Raw genomic sequence first — 20,335 nt, 5'->3', positions numbered from 1 at the left:
CATGTCGATACCAGCCGATAATCCCATCCATGACGTGGCCATCGTCGGCCTCGGGCCGGTCGGTGCCATCTTTGCCAACCTGCTCGCGAAATCCGGCTTGAGGGTCGCAGTCGTCGAGCGCGTTGCCGACATCTATGACAAGCCGCGCGCGATCACGCTCGACCATGAAGCGCTGCGCGTGCTGCAGGCGATCGGGCTCGGCGATTTCATGGAACAGGCGATCGCCCCGCATAACGGCTCGCACTATCTCGGCGTCGACGGCGAGATCATCAAGATCTTCGACCCGATGCCGCCGCCATTTCCGCTCGGCTGGATTCCGAACGTGACCTTCGTGCAGCCGGACGTCGAACAGGCGCTGCGCGACAGGCTCGCCGACTATCCGCATGCCGACGTCTTCCTTGCGGCCACAGGAGTGGCGCTGGAGCAGGATGACGGCGCGGTGACGCTGACCGCGCGCCGCGAGTCCGGCGAGGAGTTCCTGATCCGCGCGCGCTATCTGGTCGGCTGCGACGGCGCCAACAGCTTCGTCCGCAAGCAGCTCGGCATCGGTCTGGACGACCTCGCCTTCGATGAATGGTGGATGGTGGTCGACACGCTGACCGGCGATCCCGCCAGGCGGCCCGCCAGGAGCTTTCAGTATTGCTGGCCGTCGCGCCCCGGCACCTTCGTGCCGGGTCCGCGCAATTTGCGGCGGTGGGAGATCAAGTTGCTGCCCGGCGAGGACCCCGAGGCGGCCGGCGCGCCTGACAACGTCGTGAAGCTGCTCAAGGGGTTCACCGATATCTCCGATCTGACGATCTGGCGCTCGGCGGTCTATCGCTTTCACGCGCTGCTCGGCCAGCGCTGGCGCGACGGCCGTGTGCTGCTGATGGGCGATGCCGTGCACCAGACGCCGCCGTTCCTCGGGCAAGGGCTGTGCGCCGGTATCCGCGATGCGGTGAACCTGACCTGGAAGTTGAGGCTGGTTCTTCGTGGCGACGCGGGCGATGCGCTGCTCGACAGCTATGAGATCGAGCGCAAGCCGCATGTCCGCGCCGTGGTCGCCAGCGCCAAGGAGTTCGGCAAGATCATCGGCGAGCTCGATCCGGTGGCCGCCGTCGAACGCGACCTGCGGCTGCGCGCCGATCTGAAGGCCGGCAAGGCCGAAACCATCAGGCAGAAATTCATCCCCGATCTCGTCTCCGGCCTGATCGCGCGCGATGCTGCGCTTGCCGGGCGGCTGTTCGTGCAGCCGCATGTGCGCGCGCCGGATGGGCGGACGCGCCGGCTCGACGATCTGCTGAAACCGGAATTCGCGATCGTGACGACGGCGGCGGAGCCGATGGCGTGGCTGTCGGGCACGTCCCGTGCCGCCTGGCAGGGCCTCTGCGGTGAGCGCGTCGTCATCACCACGTCAGGCGAAAGTGGCGAGACTAACGGTATCCTGACCGTGGTCGAGCGCGACGGGCTGTTCGCCGACTGGATGCGGCAACATGGCGCCGCGGCGGTCATCGTGCGGCCCGATCGCTACGTGTTCGGCTCGGCCGGCAGCGCCGACGAGCTCAATATGCTTGTCGGGCAACTGCTCCAGAACCTCAGCGCAGGGCGCTAGTCTTTTCAAGCCGGCGCTTTGTCTGTACCACCGGAAGAAAGAAATTCCGGGGGAAACCAGTGAACAACAATCATGATGCGGCGGAGTATGATTACGTCATCGTCGGCGCCGGCTCGGCCGGCTGCGTGCTCGCCAACCGCCTGAGCGCTGACGGCAAGCACTCGGTGCTGCTGCTCGAGGCCGGACCGAAGGACAGCAACATCTGGATCCATGTCCCGCTCGGCTACGGCAAGCTGTTCAAGGAAAAATCCGTCAACTGGATGTACCAGACCGAGCCGGAGCCCGGCCTCAACGGCCGGCAGGTGTTCCAGCCGCGCGGCAAGGTGCTCGGCGGCTCGAGTTCGATCAACGGCCTGCTCTATGTGCGCGGCCAGCATGAGGACTATGACCGCTGGCGACAGCGCGGCAATGCCGGCTGGGGCTATGACGACGTCCTGCCCTATTTCAGGAAGGCGGAGGATCAGCAGCGCGGCTCCAACACATATCACGGTGCCGGCGGCCCGCTGCCGGTGTCGGATTGGCGGCATCATGATCCGCTGTCGGAGGCCTTCGTGCATGCCGCAGCCGAAGTCGGCATTCCCACCAATCCGGATTTCAACGGCGCGGCCCAGGAGGGCGCGGGTTTCTTCCAGACCACGACGCGGCGCGGCCGGCGCGCCTCGACGGCGCGGTCCTATCTGCGGGCGGCGTTGACGCGCGGCAATCTCCATGTCGAGACCTCGGCGCTGGCGCAGCGCATCCTGTTCGACGGCAAGCGCGCGAGCGGCGTCGCCTACAGGCAGAACGGGCAATTGCGCAAGGCCAAGGCGCGCAAGGAGGTGCTGGTATCGAGCGGTGCGTACAACTCGCCGCAATTGTTGCAGCTCTCCGGCGTCGGCCCGGCCGATCTGTTGAGGCAGCACGGCATCGAGGTCGTGCTCGATGCGCCCGGCGTCGGCAACGATCTGCAGGATCACATGCAGGTCCGCATCGTCACGCGCTGCGCGCAGACCGTCACGCTGAACGACGTCATCAATCATCCCGTACGCCGCGTCATGGCGGGCCTCCGCTACGCCGCGCTGCGCAAAGGACCATTGACGATCGCCGCCGGCACCTCCGGCGCATTCTTCAAGACCAGCCCGCGGCTTGCCTCGCCCGACATCCAGATCCACTTCCTGCCGTTCTCGACCGACAAGATGGGCGAGAAGCTGCATCCGTTCTCGGGCTTCACGGCCTCGGTCTGCCAGCTGCGTCCGGAGAGCCGCGGTTCGCTGAAGATCAGGAGCGCGGACCCGGGCGTGCCGCCGGAAATCCGCATCAACTATCTGGCGACTGAGACCGATCGCCGCGCCTTCATCGACGGCATCCGTATCCTGCGCAAGATACTGGCCGCACCGGCGCTGAAATCCTACTCAGTGGGCGAGGTCGATCCCGGCGCCACGGTGGTCAGCGACGACGACCTGCTCGATTTCTGCCGGCGCACCGGCAGCACGGTCTATCATCCGACCTCGACCTGCCGGATGGGCAACGATCCGCTCGCGGTGGTCGACCAGCGGCTCAAGGTGCGCGGCATCGAAGGTCTGCGCGTGGTCGATGCGTCCGTCATGCCGGACCTGATGTCGGGCAATACCAATGCGCCGACGATCATGATCGCGGAAAAGGCGTCGGACATGATTTTGGAGGATGCGCGGTAGGAGTCCGCTCTTCGATCCGTCACCCTGAGGAGCGCGTAGCGCGTCTCGAAGGGTCGACGGCCCGACTGGGGCCGCGCATCCTTCGAGGCTCGCAAGAGCTCGCACCTCAGGATGACGGTGATCGGCTCGCAACCCGGGCTACAAGACCTCAGCCCTTATACGCGCGCACCCGCGCGACCATCTGCTCGACATGGGCGATCGGGGTCTCGGGCAGGATGCCGTGGCCGAGATTGAAGATCAGCCGCCCCTTGCCGAAGTTCTCCAGCACATCGTCCACCGCGCGGTCGAGCGCGGCGCCGCCGGCAATCAGGGCCAGCGGATCGAGATTGCCCTGCACCGCGACGCGGCTCTGCACGCGCTCCCGGATCATTGACGGCTCGGTGGCCCAATCGATCGAGACCGCATCGACGCCGGTTTGCTCGACATAGGCCGGCAGCAGGCCTGCCGCGCCGCGCGGGAAGCCGATGATCCTGGCATCGGGGACCTGCTTGCGCACCCCGGCCACGATGCGCCGGGTCGGCTCGATCGACCAGCGGGCGAATTCGCGCGGCGGCAGCACGCCGGCCCAGGTGTCGAAGATCTGCAGGCAGTCGGCGCCGGCCTTCAACTGGCCGACCAGATAGTGGATCGAGTTCTCGACCAGCACATCGATGATCTTGGCGAACGCGTCCGGATGGCGGTAGGCAAGCATCCGCGCGGGTGCCTGGTCCGGCGTGCCCTGTCCGGCCACCATGTAGGTCGCGACCGTCCACGGCGCGCCGCAGAAGCCGATCAGCGCGATCTCGGGGGCGAGTTCGCGACGGACGCGACGCAACGCTTCAAAAACCGGCTCGAGCTGGTCGAAGTTGGCATGGGTCGCCAACGTTGCGATCTCGCCGGGCGTTGCCAGCGGATCGAGCCGGGGTCCTTCGCCGGCCTCGAAGCGCACCGAGCGGCCGAGCGCGTAGGGGATTACCAGGATGTCGGAGAAGATGATCGCGGCGTCGAAGTTGAACCGGCGGATCGGCTGCAGCGTGACCTCGGCGGCGAATTCGGGCGTGAAGCAGAGATCGAGGAAGCCGCCGGCCTTGGCGCGCAGCTCGCGATATTCCGGCAGATAGCGGCCGGCCTGCCGCATCATCCAGAGCGGCGGCACGGCCTGCCGGTGGCCCGACAGCACGTCGATGAGCGGCTTCTTGGTGGGATCCTGGGGCACGCGGATGGTTCCTGATCACGGTCAAAATTTGCGCCCCTGATACACGCTGCAGCGCAATGGGCCAAGGCGGTTCTGGAACCCCCCTTTGCGTGGCCGCGTTGTCCCCGCGAATGGAGGGACGACATGGCCGACAAATTCGATCCTGCCCCGCACGACAAGCATGCCGAGAAGCCGCACGAGGCGCAGGCTGCCGACCGCAAGGCTCGCGCCCGGCTGAAGGAGGGGCTCGAGGATACCTTCCCGGCCTCCGATCCGGTCAGCGCCACGCAGCCCGCGCCCTCGAAGCACGACGGCAATCGGGACAATTAGCTGGTATATCCCAGCGGCTGCTAACCACGATGCCAAGTGAGTTCAACTTGCGGCGACCTGCTCGCCGCGGAGCGTTGGCTCGGAGCGACCGAGCCATCCGTGTACCCTGATTGCCGGGATAAACTAGACGGGGCCGCTTGCGGGGCGCTGCATCCGGTCAGATTCGAAGGTCACGCCGAGCCGCCGCTCCAGGCGCCAGGCCACAATGCAGTGCCGCCGGATCGGTTCACTCTCGATCTCGAGTTCGAACGCGAGCGGGATTGCGACGTCGCTTTCCACGGCGAGCCCCGCGCCGCCGGTCGAGAGGTTGAGCACGAGACACCCGACACTGGTGTTGCGGAAGAAGATCGTCCCGCGCTTCAGCAGGATCGTTCGTTGGCTGTCGGTCTTGTATCTTATCGTTGTGCTCACGGCAGTCTCCTACCCCCCATGTGATGCCCGTCGCGACCGGTCCCCTCAAGCGCGATGGTCGCGCTTTCTCTTCTTGTTTGTGCATGATCTCTGCGCAAACGCTTTGCGTTTGTCGCGAGGGAAAACCGCTTCGCACTTTTCCGGATCATGCTCTAGTTCACCAGCACGGCGCCGTCGCAGCGGATGCCCAGCACCCAAACGTCGACCTGGCCGAGCCCGATGCCGAGCGTCGCGAGTAGCGACGCCAGCACCTGATCGACTGAACTCGTCACGCCATTCAGGATGCTCATGACGAGCGCCCCCAATCCCGGAATTGGCAGCCCGAGCGGGCCGAGATTGATGGTCAGCGAGATGTCGCCGAGCAGGCTTCCTGTCAGCGATGAAAGGAAGTTGGTCGTCGTCACCGTCTTCTTGGTGCCCGACTGGATGTCGCTGTAACTGAAGTTGACATTGGTCGGCGTGGTGTTGCCCATGCCGGCATGGGCGCGGCCGGTGACGGTGGCGAGACCAAGGTTGACCAGGGTCGCCGGCGGCGGATTGGGCTTGGTCGTGAAGTTGGTCATGTCGGCGACCGTGACGTTGCCGATCCATGCATCCACGATCCCCGGCGTCACGCCGATCGTGACCTGCGAGGTGCTGATGTTCGGGTGGCCGCAGGACACCGCGTTGAGTGTCGCGGTACCCGAGGCGACCTCGACATAGACCGGGAGATTGATCGCAGACACGGTGCCGGAGCCGAGAACATTGATCGTCGCCAGGATCCTGGTCTGCGCGGTGTGGACGCTCACACCCTGGGTGCCGATCGCGATCCAGCTCGATCCGACCGGGCGCTCGCCAATCGTTGCGATCACGGAGACGTTGGCGATGCCGGGCAGGCCGAGATTGATCGAGGTTGCGATCTGATGGTTGCCGTTGGCGATCTGCGCCACCGTGGAAATCAGGTCGAACACCGAAACGCTGGCGCCGACCTTGGGTTTCTGCCCCACCGTGAGATTGGCGAAGGGACCGAGGTCGACCAGCGTGCCCGGCGAAATCTTGGTGGTGGAGCCGGTGACGGCCTGGGAGATCGTCGACAGCGCGGTGGTCGCGGCATTGGCGCCGTTGGTGATCTGCTGCGTGGTCAGCGCGGACGCGACGATGTCGCCAACCTTGATGTTGCTGCTCAGCAGGTCGCTATAGGTGACGCCGGTCAGGTTGACCCGGGTCGCCAGTGCCGACAGGAAGTCCAGTGCGTCGATCTTCGCGCTGATCAGCGCATTGTAGTCCATCACCGAGAGCGACAGCGTGGTGCCGAGCATCGAGCCGAGCAGCGCATTGAGCGCGCCGCCGTTGACCGAGAGCAGCCTCGACCCGATCGCGAACGAGGCCATTTCGGTCGATGTCGCGGTGGCGGTCGTCTTGATCGTGAAGCTGCTCGCGCCGGTCAGGTAGCGCGCGAAGTAGAGCGGAGTCTGGGTGTTCAGCGTGACCCGCGCGGCGTTGGGAGTGCCAACCGCCGGGGTCACGAAACGGGCCTGCGGCGCGATGGCGCTATTTGCGGTGTAGGTTCCTGTCTCGACCTTGACCAGCGCGCTGGCCGGGTACTTGTTCTGCGTCACGGTCGCGGTGGCGGCGTTGACCGGATTGTTCAGGTTGGCGGCGGCGACGATCGCGGCGAGATCGGCGGTGCTCTGCGTCTTGCGCCGGTCGGCGAAGATCGTGCCGAGATCGATGGCGAGCCCGGCGCACCCGATCAGGAGCGTCATCAGGCCGGCGCTGATTATCGCGAAGTTTCCTCGTTCGTCGGCGCCAAAGCGCCGCATCAGCATGAGGACGCCTCTCATCCTAGAATCCCCCGTACTGAATCGCCGCGGAGCGGACGATGGTGCTCGCCGGCGCGGGGACGAAGGGCAGCTTGTAGATGAAGTTGCCGGCCGCGTTGTAGTTGACCGTCACGACGTAGACGTTGGCATTCGATGGAGACGGCGCGGCATTGACCGTGAGATTGCCGGGAACGAGCAACGGATAGGTCGACGCGTTGGCGGTGACGTAGTTCGTCGCGAGGCTGTTGCGTTCGGTGTCGGTCATTCCCGCGATGGATGACCGCGCCGCTTCGGCGGCGAGTTGCTGAACGCCATGCACCATGGCGAGATACGAGCCGAAGACGATGATGCCGAAAATGAAGGCAAGAAACAGCGGCAGCATCAGCGCGAATTCGACGGCAGATGCACCGCTTCGGCAGCGAAAAAACCTGGTCATTGCAACACACCTCGAAACGCCGACTACGACGTCACGTTGCGAGGCTTTGATTAAGGAAAACTATGAAAACGCTTTCACGAATCAGCGGCGGCAATTCAGGCTTATCGGGTCAGTGAAACGTTATGGGGCGATCAGAATATTTGATGCGATATCCGCAAAAACCCGGGGTGTGGCGCGGTTGAGGTGCTGCGGCGTGTGCAGATGTAGTTGTCGGATACCGTGATATGCGGAGCAATGCACGTAACAATACATATGGCCTGCAATATCAGTGCCTTGGCGGTAATTGTACCTAAACGAAAGTGCAACCAAATGTTAGTATAGCCTGATCACATACTGTGGAGATTGGAATTGCGTCCCGTGCTGAGATTGGAGGGCTCGCGATGCATAGACCGCGTCAGCATTTGAATATTCCTACTGAAATCGTTCGCACCGTTGTTGCGATCGCGGAGACAGGCAGCCTGTCGAAAGCCGGGGAGCGTCTCGGCCTCAGCCAGCCGGCGATCAGTTCGCAGGTCAAGCGACTGCAAAGCCTGATTGGTGGTGCGCTCTTCGTCAGAACCGCAAACGGCACAACGACCACCGAGCTCGGCAAGGTCGCCGTGCAGCAGGCGAGGCGCATCCTCGAAGCCAACGATCAGCTGCTTCGGCTCGGCGGCAATCATGAAGGACCCCAGCCGTTGCGGCTGGGAATCAGCACGATGCTCGCCGAGGAATTCCTGAAGCTGCATCCATCCGATGCGCTCGCCGACGTTCTGCTTCACGCCGACATGTCACCGGCCGTCATCAGGGGATTGATCGACGGCTACATCGACATCGCGTTCGTCTACAGCAACCCTTCGTTGGAGAACGAGGACGAGGTGACGATCGCCGCGGAGGCCGACGAGCGGTCGGTGTGGGTGCGATCGCGCGATTTTGTGCTGCGGCCGGGCGCCCCGATCCCGATCCTGGCCTGGCCCGGCGACGACTGGATGATCCGGACGCTCACCAAGCACAACATCTCGTACAAGATCGTGTTCAGGAGCCCGAACCACCAGCTGCGTCTGGAAGCCGCACGGGCCGGATACGGCCTGACGGCGTGCCCCGAGCGGATGATCCCGTCCTCGCTGATTTCGGCGAAGGACTATTATCTTCCGGAGCTTCCGGTGCAGAAGCGCCTGCTGTGCGTTCGCCCTGGTCTCGAAGGCAGCCGCGCCACGGCGATGGTGCAGCGGTTATCCAGCCTGTTCTTCGGCGGCGCGAAGCCGATGCGTCAGGTGAGCAACATGTAGCCGGTGCTGCCGCGGTCCGCCGGCCCCGGTCAATAGTGCGGTGGGCGCTCGTTGGCGGGTCCGGGCGCATGGCGTTCAGCCTCCTGAAGCCGGTCGCGCAACTCGGCGATCTGGCGCGTCAGCGCGTCGATCTGCTTCCATTGTGCCGTGATGGTCTGGTTCAGCGTCTCGATGGCTGCGTCCTGATAGGTCAGGCGGACCTCCAGCGCATCGATCCGCTCGCCCAGCTTTGCCGTGTCATTCATGGACGGCAGCCTCGCAGGGGGCACCCGCGCTCCCCACGTCGCTCGAAAGCGCTCCCGCGCGCTCGCGCAGGCCGTGGCCGAGCGCGACACGCTCGTCGAACACAAAACAGTCGCCGCGCCAGCGGCTGTCCTGCTGCGGCGTTTCCTCGAGATATTTCAGGATGCCGCCCCTGAGGTGATAGACCTCGGCAAAACCTTGCGCGAGCAGATAGGCGCTGGCCTTCTCGCAGCGGATGCCGCCGGTGCAGAACATCGCAATCCTGCGGTGCTTCGCCGGATCAAGGTTTTGCGCCGCAAATTCCTTGAATTGTCCAAAGCTCGCGATCCTGGGATCCACCGCGCCTTCGAATGTGCCCATCGCGACCTCGAACGCGTTGCGGGTGTCGAGCACCGTGATGTCAGGCGCGGCGATCAGCTCGTTCCAGTCGGCGGCATCGACATAGGTGCCGACCTGCCGCGTCGGATCGACCGTGGTGTCGCCGAGCGTGACGATCTCCTTCTTGAGCCGCACCTTGAGCCGCTGGAATGGCATTTGCGCGGCTTCGGAGAACTTCAGCTCGAGATTGTCGAGGCGGCCGCCGAACAGCGGCCCGCGCCTGAGCTCCGCAACGAAGTCGTCGATGCCCTGGTCGGTGCCGGCAATCGTGCCGTTGATGCCCTCATGGGCGAGCAGCACGCTGCCCTTGAGATCGAGCCCGGCGCAGAACGCGCGCAGCGGCTCGCGCAGTGCACGGAAGTCGGGCAGCGCGGCGAACTGGTAGAAGGCGGCGACCTTGAAGGGCATCGCCGGGGTTTATCAGGCCGGCCAGGCCGGCGAAACCCGCAAAGCCATGCATTGTCGGGATAATTCCCCTGGCATGCCAGGCATTGCTCAGCCGGGGATGAGTGTGCCATGTACTTGGCATCATCCGCCGCAGCCGCATCAGACCATCACGATCAAGCGAGCACTCTGTCATGAGGAATTTCCATTTCGCCGGCCGTTCCACGGTCCACGCCCAGAACGCGATGGTGGCGACGTCGCATCCAGAGGCGGCGCTCGCGGCCATCGAGGTGATGCGCGAGGGCGGCACGGCGGCCGACGCGGCGGTCGCGGCCTGCGCGCTGCTCGGCGTCATCGAGCCGCAATCGACCGGCATCGGCGGCGACTGCTTCGCGCTGATCCAGCCGAGGGGGGAAGGCAAGATCACCGCCTATAACGGGAGCGGCCGGGCGCCGATGGCGGCGACCGCCGACTGGTATCTCGAGCGCAAGATCCATTCGGTGCCGCTGACCTCGGCACATGCGGTCAGCATTCCCGGCGCGGTCGATGCCTGGGACGTGATCCTGAAGGACCACGGCAAGTTCGGCTTCGACCGGCTGCTGCAGCCCGCGATCAAGGCCGCCGAAGAGGGCTACGTGGTCGCTCCGCGTATCGCCTTCGACTGGAAGAACGGCTTCGAGAAGTTGAAGAACGGCACCAACACCGAGCGCTATCTGTTGCCGCACGGCAAGCCCGCGGTTGCCGGCGACGTGATCCGCCAGCCCGAGCTCGGCAAGACGCTGCGCGCGATCGCGCAAAAGGGCCGCGACGCCTTCTATAGCGGCGAAATCGCCGCCGACATGGTCGACACGCTGCGCGGCATCGGCGGCCTGCACACGCTCGAGGACTTCGCTGCGCACTCGACCGAGGCGACCTCGCCGATCGGCACGATGTACAAGGGCTACGACGTCTGGCAGTGCCCGCCGAACGGCCCCGGCATCACCATGCTGGTCATGCTCAACATCCTGTCGCGCTTCGACCTGACCAAGTTCAAGCCGCTCAGCATCGAGCGCTTCCATCTCGAGGCCGAGGCGGCACGCATCGCCTACATGATGCGCGAGCAGCATATCGGCGATCCCCAGCACGTGCATGTCGACGTCGCCGGCATCCTCGCCAGGGAATTCGCCGAAGAGCACATCAAGAACATCCGGATGGACCGGCTGCTTGAACTGCCGAACGTTGCGCCGCCGATGAATCCGTCGACGGTCTACATCACGGTGGTCGACAAGGATCGCAACGTCTGCTCGTTCATCAATTCGATCGCGCATTCGTTCGGCTCGGCGATCGTCTCCAACAAGACCGGCGTCCTGCTGCAGAACCGCGCCGGCGGCTTCCGCATCCAGCCCGGACATCCGAATTGCATCGCACCGGGCAAGCGTCCGCTGCACACCATCATCCCGGCGCTGGCCACCAGGAACGGCCGTGCGGTGATGCCGTACGGCGTGATGGGCGGGCAGTACCAGCCGGTCGGCCAGACCCGTGTGCTGACCAACATGCTCGACTATGGCTGCGACATTCAGGAAGCCATCGATATGCCGCGCGGCCTGCACTACGAAGGCGTCTACCAGCTCGAGGACAGCGTGCCGGCGGAGATCGTCGAAGGCCTGAAGAAGATCGGTCACAAGACCACCAGCGTGGTCGCGCCGCTCGGCGGTGGGCAGGGCATCTGGATCGATTGGGACAAGGGGACGCTGACCGGCGGCTCCGATCCGCGCAAGGACGGCTGCGCGCTCGGCTATTGATTGTCGTGGCCGGTAGGCTCGACGGACGGAACAAGAAATTGTCGCGAGGGTTGGTGCTGAAAGCCCATCCCCGCGAGGTCCGCCATCCGCACCCTCGATTCAGACGAGACCGAACAGGCCGATCTGCGTGGCGGCTCTCCACCCTGGCGTGCGGCGTCGAAGCGTCCGCCGTCGCTCGCTGAAAATCTCTCCTGCGATGCGCTTATCGTCGGCGCCGGCATCACCGGTGCGCTGGTCGCCGAGCGGCTGACGCGTCAGGGGCTCGATGTCGTCATCGTCGATCGCGAGCATCCAGGCCACGGCAGCACCGCGGCGAGCACCTCGATGCTGCTCTGGGAGATCGATCGTCCGCTGGTCGAGCTGGCCGCGATCTACGGCTTCGAACGCGCCGTCTGCGCCTACCGCGCGAGCCTGGCGGCGGTAACCGGCCTGCTGTCGCTGGTCCGCAGCACCAACGTTTCGAGCGAGATCAGGGCCAAACGCTCGCTCTATCTGGCGACCGGAAGCTCCACAGCCGAATTGCGCGACGAACACCGGCTGCGCAGCCGCGCCGGCCTGCCCGGCGACTTCCTCGACCACGGCCAGCTGCTCGAGATATTTGGCATGGCGCGCGCCGCCGCGATCGTGTCATCCGGCGCGGCGGATGCCGATCCGCTGCAGCTTGCCCACAGTCTGCTCAGGCTCGCGGTCGCGCGCGGTGCGCGGTCGTTCGATGCCGAGGCCATAGCCTTCGACCCGGCAGGCGCGGCGGTCACGGTCGGGTTCGACAATGACCGCGAAATCGCCGCGAGAGCCGTGGTGCTGGCGACCGGCTATGCGATGCCGGACATCGTTCATTCCAGGGTCCAGGCGGTGTCCTCGAGCTGGGCGATCGCAACCGCGCCGCAGCCGCGATTCCGCAACAGATGGCGGCGCTGAAGGCTGGCAAGTGGCAGATCGGCGTCGGTCATACGCTCCGCGGCAAGACGCTCGGCATCTACGGCTATGGTCGCATCGGCGCGGTGGTCGCGGGTTACGGCAAGGCGTTCGGCATGAACGTGCTGGTCTGGGCGCGCGAGCCGGCGATGGCGAAGGCGCGCGCCGACGGCTACGAGACCGCGGCCGGCAAAGCGGATTTCTTTGCCCGCTGCGACGTGCTGTCGCTGCATATGCGACTGGTGGACGCGACGCGCGGCATCGTCAAGGCGGAAGACCTCGCGCGGATGAAGCAGACCGCGCTGATCGTCAACACCAGCCGCGCGCCGCTGATCGAGCCCGGCGCGCTGGTCGATGCGCTGCGTGCCGGCCGGCCCGGGATGGCCGCGATCGACGTCTACGAGAAGGAGCCGCTGCGCGACACGGCGGACCCGCTGCTCAACATGGACAATGTGGTCTGCACGCCGCATCTCGGTTACGTTTCGCGCGACGAGTACGAGATCCAGTTCACCGACATCTTCGACCAGATATTGGCTTACGCGGCCGGTACGCCGACCAACGTCGTCAATCCGGATGTGCTGACACATCCGGATGTGCTGGCACATCCCCACCCGCGTGGCTGACCAGCATCGCTCATGCTCGAACGGCCGGCTCGATGGGGCAGCCGTGTCATCTCTCGTTCAGCGAGGCCAGTGAGCCGCGGCGGTCACCCTGCCGACGATCCTCTTGATGCCGCCGAGTGCCTTCTGTCCCTTGCCCTTGGCTTCCAGGATCGCGCCTCTGCCCTGCATCGCGGGAGAGCCGGTGACCTTGCCAAGACGCCGCTTGAACCTGCCGATCGCCTCGTTGGTCGTGCCCTTGATCCTATCGGTCGTGCTACCCATGAAATTACTCCTTCGGAATACGCTGAGACAACGCGCCGACACATGGCGATGTTCCGATTTGGCAACGTTCCGATTTTCCGCTCGCCTGCGCGCCTGCTTTTCGCTAGCGTTCCACGCACGAAATGAGACCAACGAAAGCAAGAACGATGAGCGGTTCCCACGATCACACCCATTCCCACGACCATCACCATCACGACGATGAGCGCTGGAAGCACGACGGCGTCCGCGTCATTCCGGGCAACCAGCTCGATCCGAATGTGCCGTCGACCGCCGGCATGGACCGCAAGGCCGCAATCAATTTCGCCCGGGTCGGCGCGCAGAAATTGTGGGCAGGCACCGTCAGCATCAAGCCGGACGCCAAGACCGGCGCGCATCATCACGGCCATCTGGAAAGCATCATCTACGTCGTGAAGGGCAAGGCGCGGATGCGCTGGGGCGAGAAGCTGCAGTTCACCGCCGAGGCCGGCCCCGGCGATTTCATCTTCGTGCCGCCCTACGTGCCGCATCAGGAGATCAATGCCAGCCGCGACGAGGTGCTGGAATGCGTGCTGGTGCGCTCCGACGGCGAAGCGGTCGCGATCAATCTCGACATCGAGCCGATCGAGAAACCGGAGACCGTGCTGTGGGTCGACCCGGTGCACCGCCATCCCGATGAGAAGAAGTGACGTTGCGGCTGAGCTGCAACGTCATTCCGGGGCGATGCGCAGCATCGAACCCGGAATCTCGCGCCACAATCTCGAGATTCCGGGTTCACGCTTCGCGTGCCCCGGAATGACAGTCTAGGGTAGGAGGCCAGCATGACGCTCGTGCGTTACGAGAGCGCCGACCACGTCGCGACCATCACGATGGATCGCGTCGCGTCGCACAACGCGCTCAACAACGCGCTGTGCGACGAGCTGCAGCAAGCCTGGCGGCGCTTTCGCGACAGTGATGACCGCGTCGCGGTGCTGGCTTCGGCCGAGGAGAAGTACTTCTGTGTCGGCGCAGACGTCCGGGATTTCCCCGCCAATATGTGGCAGGCGGTGCCCGGGCTCGGCGTCGAGCTCGACAAGCCGGTGATCGCGGCGACGTCGGGCTGGGTGGTGGGCGGCGGCTTCGTTCTGGTGCAGATGGCCGACATCTGCGTCGCCTCGGAGACGACGCGGTTCGTCTATCCGGAAGCCAAGATCGGCACCACCGGTGGCGGCGTCTCCTCGGTGCTGGCGCGCATGCCGCACAAGATCGCGATGGAGTTCCTGCTTGTCGGCGAGGAGCTTTCGGCCGAGCGAGCCTACCAGATCGGCTTCGTCAACCGCATCACGCCGCCGGGCCAGCACCTTGCGGCGGCGCAGGAGCTGGCGGCCAAGATCGCCGGCAACGCGCCGCTGGTGGTGCAGGCGCTGAAGAAACTCGCGCGCGACGCGATGCCGAAGGGGCCGCTGGAGACGGTCGCGGAGGTGCGCCGGCAGCTCGATGCCATCAAGGACAGCGAGGACCTCAAGGAAGGCGCCAAGGCGTTCAGCGAGAAGCGCAAGCCGAATTTCACGGGGAGATAGGGCGAGAGGCGGCCATAGCTTCGTCATTCCGGGGCTCGCGAAGCGAGAGCCCGGAATCCATCTAGCCGCAACAATCGCTGCGAAGTGGATTCCGGGCTCGACGCTCGCGCGTCGCCCCGGAACGACGGAGGGTGAGACTTACACAAACACCCGGTGATCGATCACACCGTTCGGCACGACATAGCCGTAACGCGTATTCGACGGTTCGGGGCCTGCCTTCTCATACTGCGCCTTCATCATCGCAAAGCGATCGCCCTTGAGGTCGAGCATCACGCGCTTTGGCTGGATGTTGTAGAGCCGGGCGTTGTTGTCGCCGAAGATCGCCGTCTTCACCGGCCCGTCGGCCGAGCCGAGCGGTGCATAGCCGAACTTCTTCTGCATCATCTCCGGGATTTCCAGCCGCCGCAGGCCCTCGATCTGCCATTGCGGCGCGCCGGTCCACAGCGCATCGGTGCCCCAGCAGACGTGGTCGACGCCGAGCCCCTTAATCAATGTGCCCATCAGCGCAGCGCAGACATTGGGCTCGGCGACCAGCGTGGTCGCGAACAATTGCCCGACGTCGCCATAGACATTGTTGACGCCATACTGCGCCGGGATGTCGGCGAGATCCGAGGTCCAGGCGATGCGGCCGGTGCGCTCGAACTCGGCGAGCGCGACCTTCGGATCGCCGCCGACATGGCGATAGGCCGAGTGGTAGATGATGAAGTTGAGCTGCGGCCAGTCCTTGGCCGCCTGGCCGACATCGGCAACGTCGGCGAAGCCGCGCAGATTCGGATACTGCTTCTCGATCCCGGGCGGAAACAGTCCCTTGTGGACGCAGACATTCTTGATGCCCGCCTTCACCATCTTCTCATAGCCCTTATAGGCGACCTTCTCGTCGTCCAGCCGCCAGGGGTAGCGGCTGATCTCCTTGTGGGTGTTGTCGCCGATCGTGTAGCCCTTGCAGGATTCCGGCTTCAGCGCCAATGCGGCGTCGAGCTTGTCGAGCCAGCCGGGCTGCCCGGGCGTGAAGATGGCGTGGCAGAACACGCGTCGCGAGCCGGCCTCGTCGTTCATTTTCTTGCGCGCGTCGGCCATCTGCTCGTTGGTCAGGAACCAGTCCTGCTCGATATCCGACGGCGCCGAGGAGATCAGCGCGATCTTGGTGTCGGAATCGAGAAACATCTCCTTCTTGTAGTTGTTGAACTTCAGATCCTCGATGGTCTGCTCGTGATCGTTGAGCTCCTTATTCCAGCCGGCCTTGCCGACCGCCTTGCGCATTTCCACAAAACCCATGATGCGAGTGTCGTCGCGCAGGAAATGCGTATGCATGTCCATGATGAACTGGTCCTTCAACCCGTTGGCGCGCTCCTGCGCCATCGCCGGGGTCGCGGCTTCCGCCGGCGTCACAGCGAACAGCTCCCCGTAAACCTGGTTCATCGCGACGAAGGAGGCGGCCATTCCGGCCGCGGTCTGGAAGAATCTGCGGCGATCGAGGCCCTGCCTGCCGCCGAGATCGTCGGCCATCGCGAGCAGCCGCGCCTCGACCTCGCGCTGACGTTCGTTCTGCGGGTCCGGATAGAATTCGTCGCTGGAGACGATCTGGGTCGGGATCGGCGTCTGGTGCCGGCACAGTTCGGAGGGCATCAAGGCGGCAAGTTCTTCGTCGGTGAGATTGCTGCTCATTCTTCGCTCCCGCTTCTCGCCGGATTTTTCCGGTCGGACCGCCGCGGAGACTAGGACCAAGTCCGTTCGTCGTCCGCGCCGTTGGCCGGAAACCGCGTTCACAAAATCGTGCATCCTATTTGCCGCGCCGAGAAGCCGGCGTCGCGCAGCCTGCCTTGCGCGCTGCTATGCTCGATCGCACCGGATCGGACGAAGAAATCCGGAAGGGAGACGAACCATGATGCCGTCAGATCATTCGCGGCGCAGCATTATCAAGGGCATTGGTGTTACGACGGCAGCAGGCATGCTCGGCGAAGCGCGGGCGCAGGCCGCGAGCGCGGTTCCTGCCGAGGGAGAAATATGGAGCAACGAATACTGGGCGAAGAAGGGTGACATCCCGTTGTGGATGTTCCGCAAGCGGATCGGCGCGCCGAAGCCGGGCGAGCCGGCGCGGCCCGTGGTGTTCTTCGTCCACGGCTCGTCGGTGACATCACGGGTGTTCGACATCACGGTGCCCGGCAAGGGCGAGTATTCGCTGCTGAACACATTTGCCCGCTACGGCTTCGATTGCTGGACCATGGATCACGAGAATTACGGCAAGTCCGGCCGCACCTCGGGCAATGCGGATATTGCGAGCGGCGTCGCGGATCTGAAGGCCGCCGTCGAGGTGATCGCGCATGAGACCGGGCAGAGCCGATATCACTTCGTCGGCGAATCCTCGGGCGCGTTGCGGGCCGGGGCTTTCGCGATGGCCGCGCCCGAGCGCATCGACCGCCTGGTGTTCGCGGCCTTCACCTACAAGGGCGAGGGCTCGCCGACGCTGGCAAAGCGCGCCGAGCAACTCGCCTATTACCGCAGCCACAACATGCGCAAGCGCGACCGCGACATGATCCGCTCGATCGCGACCCGCGACAGGCCCGGCACGTCGGATCCTGCCGTGGTCGAGGTGCTGGCCGATGTCGAGATGCAGTTCGGCGACCAGATCCCAACCGGCACCTATCTGGACATGACCGCCAATTTGCCGGTGGTGCATCCGGAGAAGGTGCTGGCGCCGGTGCTGCTGGTCCGGGGTGAATATGACGGCATCGCCGCTGTTCCGGACCTCGAGGAGTTCTTCAACAAGCTGCCGAACGGCGACCGGCAGTTCGTCATCCTGCCCGGCACCGCACATTCGGTGGCGCTTGCCACCAATCGGGAGCTGTTCTGGCATGTGACGCGGGCATTCCTGACCATGCCGGCGCCGATCGTGACCTGAAACCTGCGGCAGGACGCCGCAATAAAAATCTGCACGGCGATGTCGGGATCCGGCTATGCGGTTCGTCCTCGGGGCACAACCCCGCCAACAGGAGTTCTTCGCGTGGCCAATCCCAAAATGATCTTCGTCAACCTGCCGGTCAGCAATCTCGCCCATGCCACTGCGTTCTACGAGGCGATCGGCGCGACCAAGAACGCGCAATTTTCCGACCACACCGCCTCCTGCATGGTGATCTCCGACACGATTCACGTCATGCTGCTGACACACGACAAGTTCCGCGAGTTCACCCCGAAGAAAATTGCCGACACCAAGACCACGAGCGAAGTGCTGATCTGCCTGTCCGCCGACAGCCGCGACGCGGTCGACGGCTATGTCACCAAGGCAACGGGCGCGGGCGGCAACGCCGATCCGTCGCCGCAGCAGGATTACGGCTTCATGTACGGCCGCAGCTTCGAGGATCCCGATGGTCACATCTGGGAGGTGATGTGGATGGACGTCGAGGCGGCGATGAAGGCGCAGTCCGCCGCGGCGACCGCCTGATCGCATCCTGCCATCACGAGGAGCTCAAGCATGTCCAAGGTATCTCCCTGCCTGTGGTTCAACGGCGAGGCCGAGGAGGCCGCGAACCTCTACGTCTCGCTGCTGCCCAATTCGCGGATCGAGACCGTCCAGAAGAACGTCATCGACAGCCCCGGCGGAAAGGCCGGCACGGTGCTGCTGGTCGAATTCACGCTCGCCGGTCAGCGCTTCATGGCGCTGAACGGCGGGATGAGGATGGAGCATACCCACGCGGTCTCGTTCGCGATCGACTGTGTGGACCAGGCCGAGGTCGATCGCCTGTGGGACGCGTTGCTCGCGGCCGGCGGCACGGCCGAGCAGTGTGGCTGGCTGCGCGATCGCTACGGCGTCGCTTGGCAGATCGTGCCGGCGGCGGTCCGCCAATATCTCGGTGGTTCCGACGCCGCCGGCGCTGCGCGCGTGATGCAGGCCGTGCTCGGGATGATCAAGCTCGATATCGAAGGCCTGCGCCGGGCCTATGAGGGCGAGGCGGCGGCGTGAGGTAGGGCTTCGCTGGCATCGCCCGGCTCCGACCGGGCGATCCAGTATTCCAGAGACGTCGGTGCTCGGCCGATAGGCCGCGGCGCGCTGGATGCCCCGCATGAAGCGGGGCAAGACAGTATGGGCACGATGGTTCCGTCACATGACCGTGGCGACGGATCGCGGATGCAGCTGATATCGTATAATTGTCGCAAGCTGCGTTCCCCTCGCACCGTGCTTGCCCTTTGAACATCGTATCCAAATCTCCTTCTGTTCCACGACGTCCCGCCGCGCGCACGGCGATCGTCGCGGCCATCGTCTTCATCGTGGCCCATGTCGTGCTGCTGTTCGGGATCACCGCGCCGGACAAGCTCTATTTCGACGAGGTGCATTACGTGCCGGCGGCGCGGCAGATGCTGTTGCCGGTGCGCGAGGGCCCGATCCTCAACCCGATGCATCCGCCGCTCGCCAAGGAGATCATCGCGCTCTCGATCACGGCGTTCGGCGATGGGCCGCTCGGATGGCGCTATCCCGCGGCGCTGTTCGGTGCCTTGGCGCTGGTCGGCGTCTATCTCGGCGGGCTTGCGCTGTTCGCGTCGCAGCAACGCGCGATCGCAGCCGTGCTGCTCGCCTTCTTCAACCAGATGCTGTTCGTGCAGTCGCGGATCGCGATGCTGGATATTTTCGCGCTCGCCTTCGGCCTGTTCGCGATCGCGGCGTTCGTCCACGGCTTCAGGCAAAAGCGGCCGCAATCCGCCTTTGCGCTGGCGGGATTCTTCGCGGGGCTTGCCACTGCCAGCAAATGGAGCGGGCTGTTCGTGCTCGCGACCTGCATCGCGATCATCGTGGTGATCCGCCTGATGCAGGGCTGGCGCACGCGCTTTGCCGACGCCAATGCGGAGGATTGGTACCGGCCGGAGCTGTGGCCGGACTTTCGTCTTCCGCACTTCATCGTCTGCTTCGTGCTGATCCCGGCGGCCGTCTATCTCGCGACATTCGTGCCGCTCTACGGCCTCTCGTTCACGGATATCATGGAGGCGCAGCGCCGCATCTTTGCCGACAACACCACGGCCGCCATCGCGGGCCACACCTATATGAGCTCATGGCCGTCCTGGCCGTTCCTGGTGCGCCCTGTCTGGTACCTGTTCGAGAAGGTCGGCGATGACAGGTTCGCCGCGATCGTGTTCCTCGGCAACCCGCTGGTGCTGTGGCCGGCATTGATCGCGGTGATCATTGCGCTGCGCGACTGGATCGTCGGGCGCGGCCGTGATGCATTTCTCGTGCTGGCGTTCTACCTCGGCCCGTATCTCGCCTGGGCGCTGCTGCCGCGCACGCTCGGTTTCATCTATTACTATCTGCCGTCGGCGACCACCGCGAGTTTCGTGCTGGTCTACGCCTTGACGCGCAAGGGTGCGCCGCGTTGGCTGCTGTGGGCGTTCGTCGCGGTTGGATGCGCAGGGTTTGTTGCGATGCTGCCGGTCACGGCCGCTGTCATCGAGACGTCGATGGCGACGTTCAACCGGCTGATGCTGTTCCAGAGCTGGATATGATTGATCCGCCTGCCGCACCGGCAGGCGGATCGAGAATGCAAAG

The 20,335-nt window shown here is 64.8% G+C and carries 22 protein-coding genes; 13 read left to right on the top strand and 9 right to left on the bottom strand.

Annotation, left to right across the window (positions count from 1 at the left end; all coding sequences use genetic code 11):
* Nucleotide 1: 1 nt before the first annotated feature.
* Entirely contained in the window at nucleotides 2-1,591 is a 1,590-nt protein-coding gene (locus QJT82_RS05495; protein WP_028338566.1) for a bifunctional 3-(3-hydroxy-phenyl)propionate/3-hydroxycinnamic acid hydroxylase, read from the top strand.
* Nucleotides 1,592-1,650: 59 nt separating this feature from the next.
* Entirely contained in the window at nucleotides 1,651-3,264 is a 1,614-nt protein-coding gene (locus QJT82_RS05490; protein WP_028338567.1) for a choline dehydrogenase, read from the top strand.
* Nucleotides 3,265-3,412: 148 nt separating this feature from the next.
* Here the strand turns inward: QJT82_RS05490 and hemE are convergent, their stop codons facing one another.
* Nucleotides 3,413-4,459: a uroporphyrinogen decarboxylase gene (gene hemE / locus QJT82_RS05485; RefSeq protein WP_028338568.1), complete on the bottom strand. Its 1,047-nt coding sequence runs from the start codon at nucleotides 4,457-4,459 to the stop codon at nucleotides 3,413-3,415.
* A 123-nt stretch (nucleotides 4,460-4,582) separates the two neighbouring features.
* Here hemE and QJT82_RS05480 point away from each other — a divergent pair, with 123 nt between their 5' ends.
* A complete protein-coding gene (locus tag QJT82_RS05480; RefSeq protein ID WP_028338569.1) occupies nucleotides 4,583-4,768 on the top strand; it encodes a hypothetical protein in 186 nt (61 codons plus the stop codon).
* 123 nt (nucleotides 4,769-4,891) lie between these two features.
* Here the strand turns inward: QJT82_RS05480 and QJT82_RS05475 are convergent, their stop codons facing one another.
* From QJT82_RS05475 to QJT82_RS05465, 3 genes are all read right to left on the bottom strand, one after another.
* A complete protein-coding gene (locus tag QJT82_RS05475) occupies nucleotides 4,892-5,179 on the bottom strand; it encodes a PilZ domain-containing protein (protein ID WP_245288617.1) in 288 nt (95 codons plus the stop codon).
* Nucleotides 5,180-5,331: 152 nt separating this feature from the next.
* Nucleotides 5,332-7,002 carry a pilus assembly protein TadG-related protein gene (locus QJT82_RS05470; RefSeq protein ID WP_028338571.1) on the bottom strand — a complete coding sequence of 557 codons (1,671 nt, stop codon included), beginning with the start codon at nucleotides 7,000-7,002 and terminating at the stop codon, nucleotides 5,332-5,334.
* 1 nt (nucleotide 7,003) lies between these two features.
* The gene (locus QJT82_RS05465; RefSeq protein WP_028338572.1) at nucleotides 7,004-7,417 is read right to left on the bottom strand and encodes a TadE/TadG family type IV pilus assembly protein; all 414 of its coding nucleotides are present in this window, start codon (nucleotides 7,415-7,417) and stop codon (nucleotides 7,004-7,006) included.
* A gap of 380 nt (nucleotides 7,418-7,797) precedes the next feature.
* Between QJT82_RS05465 and QJT82_RS05460 the strand changes: the two genes are divergently transcribed.
* Nucleotides 7,798-8,685: a LysR family transcriptional regulator gene (locus QJT82_RS05460; RefSeq protein WP_245288618.1), complete on the top strand. Its 888-nt coding sequence runs from the start codon at nucleotides 7,798-7,800 to the stop codon at nucleotides 8,683-8,685.
* Between the two features lie 29 nt (nucleotides 8,686-8,714).
* On the opposite strand, the gene QJT82_RS05455 is transcribed toward QJT82_RS05460, so the two are convergent.
* Nucleotides 8,715-8,930 carry a SlyX family protein gene (locus QJT82_RS05455; protein WP_028338574.1) on the bottom strand — a complete coding sequence of 72 codons (216 nt, stop codon included), beginning with the start codon at nucleotides 8,928-8,930 and terminating at the stop codon, nucleotides 8,715-8,717.
* Complete coding sequence (locus tag QJT82_RS05450) at nucleotides 8,923-9,714, bottom strand: rhodanese-related sulfurtransferase (protein WP_028338575.1); 792 nt, start codon at nucleotides 9,712-9,714, stop codon at nucleotides 8,923-8,925. Before QJT82_RS05450 ends, QJT82_RS05455 begins: the two co-directional genes overlap by 8 nt.
* A gap of 170 nt (nucleotides 9,715-9,884) precedes the next feature.
* Here QJT82_RS05450 and ggt point away from each other — a divergent pair, with 170 nt between their 5' ends.
* Entirely contained in the window at nucleotides 9,885-11,471 is a 1,587-nt protein-coding gene (gene ggt, locus QJT82_RS05445; protein WP_028338576.1) for a gamma-glutamyltransferase, read from the top strand.
* Nucleotides 11,472-11,570: 99 nt separating this feature from the next.
* On the opposite strand, the gene QJT82_RS05440 is transcribed toward ggt, so the two are convergent.
* Nucleotides 11,571-11,762 (bottom strand): hypothetical protein, encoded by a 192-nt coding sequence (locus tag QJT82_RS05440; RefSeq protein WP_028338577.1) that lies wholly within the window; start codon nucleotides 11,760-11,762, stop codon nucleotides 11,571-11,573.
* Between QJT82_RS05440 and QJT82_RS05435 the strand changes: the two genes are divergently transcribed.
* Entirely contained in the window at nucleotides 11,676-12,389 is a 714-nt protein-coding gene (locus QJT82_RS05435) for an FAD-dependent oxidoreductase (protein ID WP_338150853.1), read from the top strand. The two genes, QJT82_RS05440 and QJT82_RS05435, sit on opposite strands and share 87 nt — an antisense overlap.
* Nucleotides 12,377-13,009 carry an NAD(P)-dependent oxidoreductase gene (locus tag QJT82_RS05430; protein WP_264641719.1) on the top strand — a complete coding sequence of 211 codons (633 nt, stop codon included), beginning with the start codon at nucleotides 12,377-12,379 and terminating at the stop codon, nucleotides 13,007-13,009. The genes QJT82_RS05435 and QJT82_RS05430 overlap by 13 nt, the downstream gene beginning before the upstream one ends.
* A gap of 57 nt (nucleotides 13,010-13,066) precedes the next feature.
* Here QJT82_RS05430 and QJT82_RS05425 read toward each other — a convergent pair whose 3' ends face one another.
* Nucleotides 13,067-13,270, bottom strand: a complete 204-nt coding sequence (locus QJT82_RS05425; RefSeq protein WP_028338581.1) for a CsbD family protein — start codon at nucleotides 13,268-13,270, stop codon at nucleotides 13,067-13,069.
* A gap of 146 nt (nucleotides 13,271-13,416) precedes the next feature.
* On the opposite strand from QJT82_RS05425, the gene QJT82_RS05420 reads away from it, so the two are divergent.
* Both QJT82_RS05420 and QJT82_RS05415 read left to right on the top strand, forming a co-directional pair.
* On the top strand, nucleotides 13,417-13,935 hold the full coding sequence (locus tag QJT82_RS05420) for a cupin domain-containing protein (protein ID WP_028338582.1): 519 nt from the start codon (nucleotides 13,417-13,419) through the stop codon (nucleotides 13,933-13,935).
* A 132-nt stretch (nucleotides 13,936-14,067) separates the two neighbouring features.
* A complete protein-coding gene (locus QJT82_RS05415; protein WP_028338583.1) occupies nucleotides 14,068-14,805 on the top strand; it encodes an enoyl-CoA hydratase-related protein in 738 nt (245 codons plus the stop codon).
* A 138-nt stretch (nucleotides 14,806-14,943) separates the two neighbouring features.
* On the opposite strand, the gene QJT82_RS05410 is transcribed toward QJT82_RS05415, so the two are convergent.
* On the bottom strand, nucleotides 14,944-16,470 hold the full coding sequence (locus QJT82_RS05410) for an amidohydrolase family protein (protein ID WP_028338584.1): 1,527 nt from the start codon (nucleotides 16,468-16,470) through the stop codon (nucleotides 14,944-14,946).
* A gap of 217 nt (nucleotides 16,471-16,687) precedes the next feature.
* Here QJT82_RS05410 and QJT82_RS05405 point away from each other — a divergent pair, with 217 nt between their 5' ends.
* From QJT82_RS05405 to QJT82_RS05390, 4 genes are all read left to right on the top strand, one after another.
* Nucleotides 16,688-17,704, top strand: a complete 1,017-nt coding sequence (locus QJT82_RS05405) for an alpha/beta fold hydrolase (protein ID WP_028338585.1) — start codon at nucleotides 16,688-16,690, stop codon at nucleotides 17,702-17,704.
* Between the two features lie 117 nt (nucleotides 17,705-17,821).
* Nucleotides 17,822-18,244 (top strand): VOC family protein, encoded by a 423-nt coding sequence (locus QJT82_RS05400; RefSeq protein WP_035630843.1) that lies wholly within the window; start codon nucleotides 17,822-17,824, stop codon nucleotides 18,242-18,244.
* A 30-nt stretch (nucleotides 18,245-18,274) separates the two neighbouring features.
* Nucleotides 18,275-18,763 carry a VOC family protein gene (locus QJT82_RS05395; protein ID WP_028338587.1) on the top strand — a complete coding sequence of 163 codons (489 nt, stop codon included), beginning with the start codon at nucleotides 18,275-18,277 and terminating at the stop codon, nucleotides 18,761-18,763.
* Nucleotides 18,764-18,987: 224 nt separating this feature from the next.
* The gene (locus QJT82_RS05390) at nucleotides 18,988-20,292 is read left to right on the top strand and encodes a phospholipid carrier-dependent glycosyltransferase (RefSeq protein WP_028338588.1); all 1,305 of its coding nucleotides are present in this window, start codon (nucleotides 18,988-18,990) and stop codon (nucleotides 20,290-20,292) included.
* Nucleotides 20,293-20,335: the final 43 nt, after the last annotated feature.

This window comes from Bradyrhizobium sp. Mp19 (genome assembly GCF_029952935.1).
GTDB lineage: Bacteria > Pseudomonadota > Alphaproteobacteria > Rhizobiales > Xanthobacteraceae > Bradyrhizobium > Bradyrhizobium elkanii.
Note: the sequence above shows the minus strand (reverse complement) of the source record. Positions and strands in the feature narration are given on the sequence as shown.

Bases quoted from the DNA above. Each gene is read 5' to 3' on its own strand.
- QJT82_RS05495 (WP_028338566.1), top strand. From the start codon at position 2: ATGTCGATACCAGCCGATAATCCCATCCATGACGTGGCCATCGTCGGC.
- QJT82_RS05480 (WP_028338569.1), top strand. From the start codon at position 4,583: ATGGCCGACAAATTCGATCCTGCCCCGCACGACAAGCATGCCGAGAAG.
- QJT82_RS05470 (WP_028338571.1), bottom strand. From the start codon at position 7,002: ATGAGAGGCGTCCTCATGCTGATGCGGCGCTTTGGCGCCGACGAACGA.
- QJT82_RS05465 (WP_028338572.1), bottom strand. From the start codon at position 7,417: ATGACCAGGTTTTTTCGCTGCCGAAGCGGTGCATCTGCCGTCGAATTC.
- QJT82_RS05460 (WP_245288618.1), top strand. From the start codon at position 7,798: ATGCATAGACCGCGTCAGCATTTGAATATTCCTACTGAAATCGTTCGC.
- QJT82_RS05455 (WP_028338574.1), bottom strand. From the start codon at position 8,930: ATGAATGACACGGCAAAGCTGGGCGAGCGGATCGATGCGCTGGAGGTC.
- QJT82_RS05450 (WP_028338575.1), bottom strand. From the start codon at position 9,714: ATGCCCTTCAAGGTCGCCGCCTTCTACCAGTTCGCCGCGCTGCCCGAC.
- ggt (WP_028338576.1), top strand. From the start codon at position 9,885: ATGAGGAATTTCCATTTCGCCGGCCGTTCCACGGTCCACGCCCAGAAC.
- QJT82_RS05440 (WP_028338577.1), bottom strand. From the start codon at position 11,762: ATGCTCGCGATCGACGATGACGACATCGAGCCCCTGACGCGTCAGCCG.
- QJT82_RS05430 (WP_264641719.1), top strand. From the start codon at position 12,377: ATGGCGGCGCTGAAGGCTGGCAAGTGGCAGATCGGCGTCGGTCATACG.
- QJT82_RS05425 (WP_028338581.1), bottom strand. From the start codon at position 13,270: ATGGGTAGCACGACCGATAGGATCAAGGGCACGACCAACGAGGCGATC.
- QJT82_RS05420 (WP_028338582.1), top strand. From the start codon at position 13,417: ATGAGCGGTTCCCACGATCACACCCATTCCCACGACCATCACCATCAC.
- QJT82_RS05415 (WP_028338583.1), top strand. From the start codon at position 14,068: ATGACGCTCGTGCGTTACGAGAGCGCCGACCACGTCGCGACCATCACG.
- QJT82_RS05410 (WP_028338584.1), bottom strand. From the start codon at position 16,470: ATGAGCAGCAATCTCACCGACGAAGAACTTGCCGCCTTGATGCCCTCC.
- QJT82_RS05405 (WP_028338585.1), top strand. From the start codon at position 16,688: ATGATGCCGTCAGATCATTCGCGGCGCAGCATTATCAAGGGCATTGGT.
- QJT82_RS05400 (WP_035630843.1), top strand. From the start codon at position 17,822: ATGATCTTCGTCAACCTGCCGGTCAGCAATCTCGCCCATGCCACTGCG.
- QJT82_RS05395 (WP_028338587.1), top strand. From the start codon at position 18,275: ATGTCCAAGGTATCTCCCTGCCTGTGGTTCAACGGCGAGGCCGAGGAG.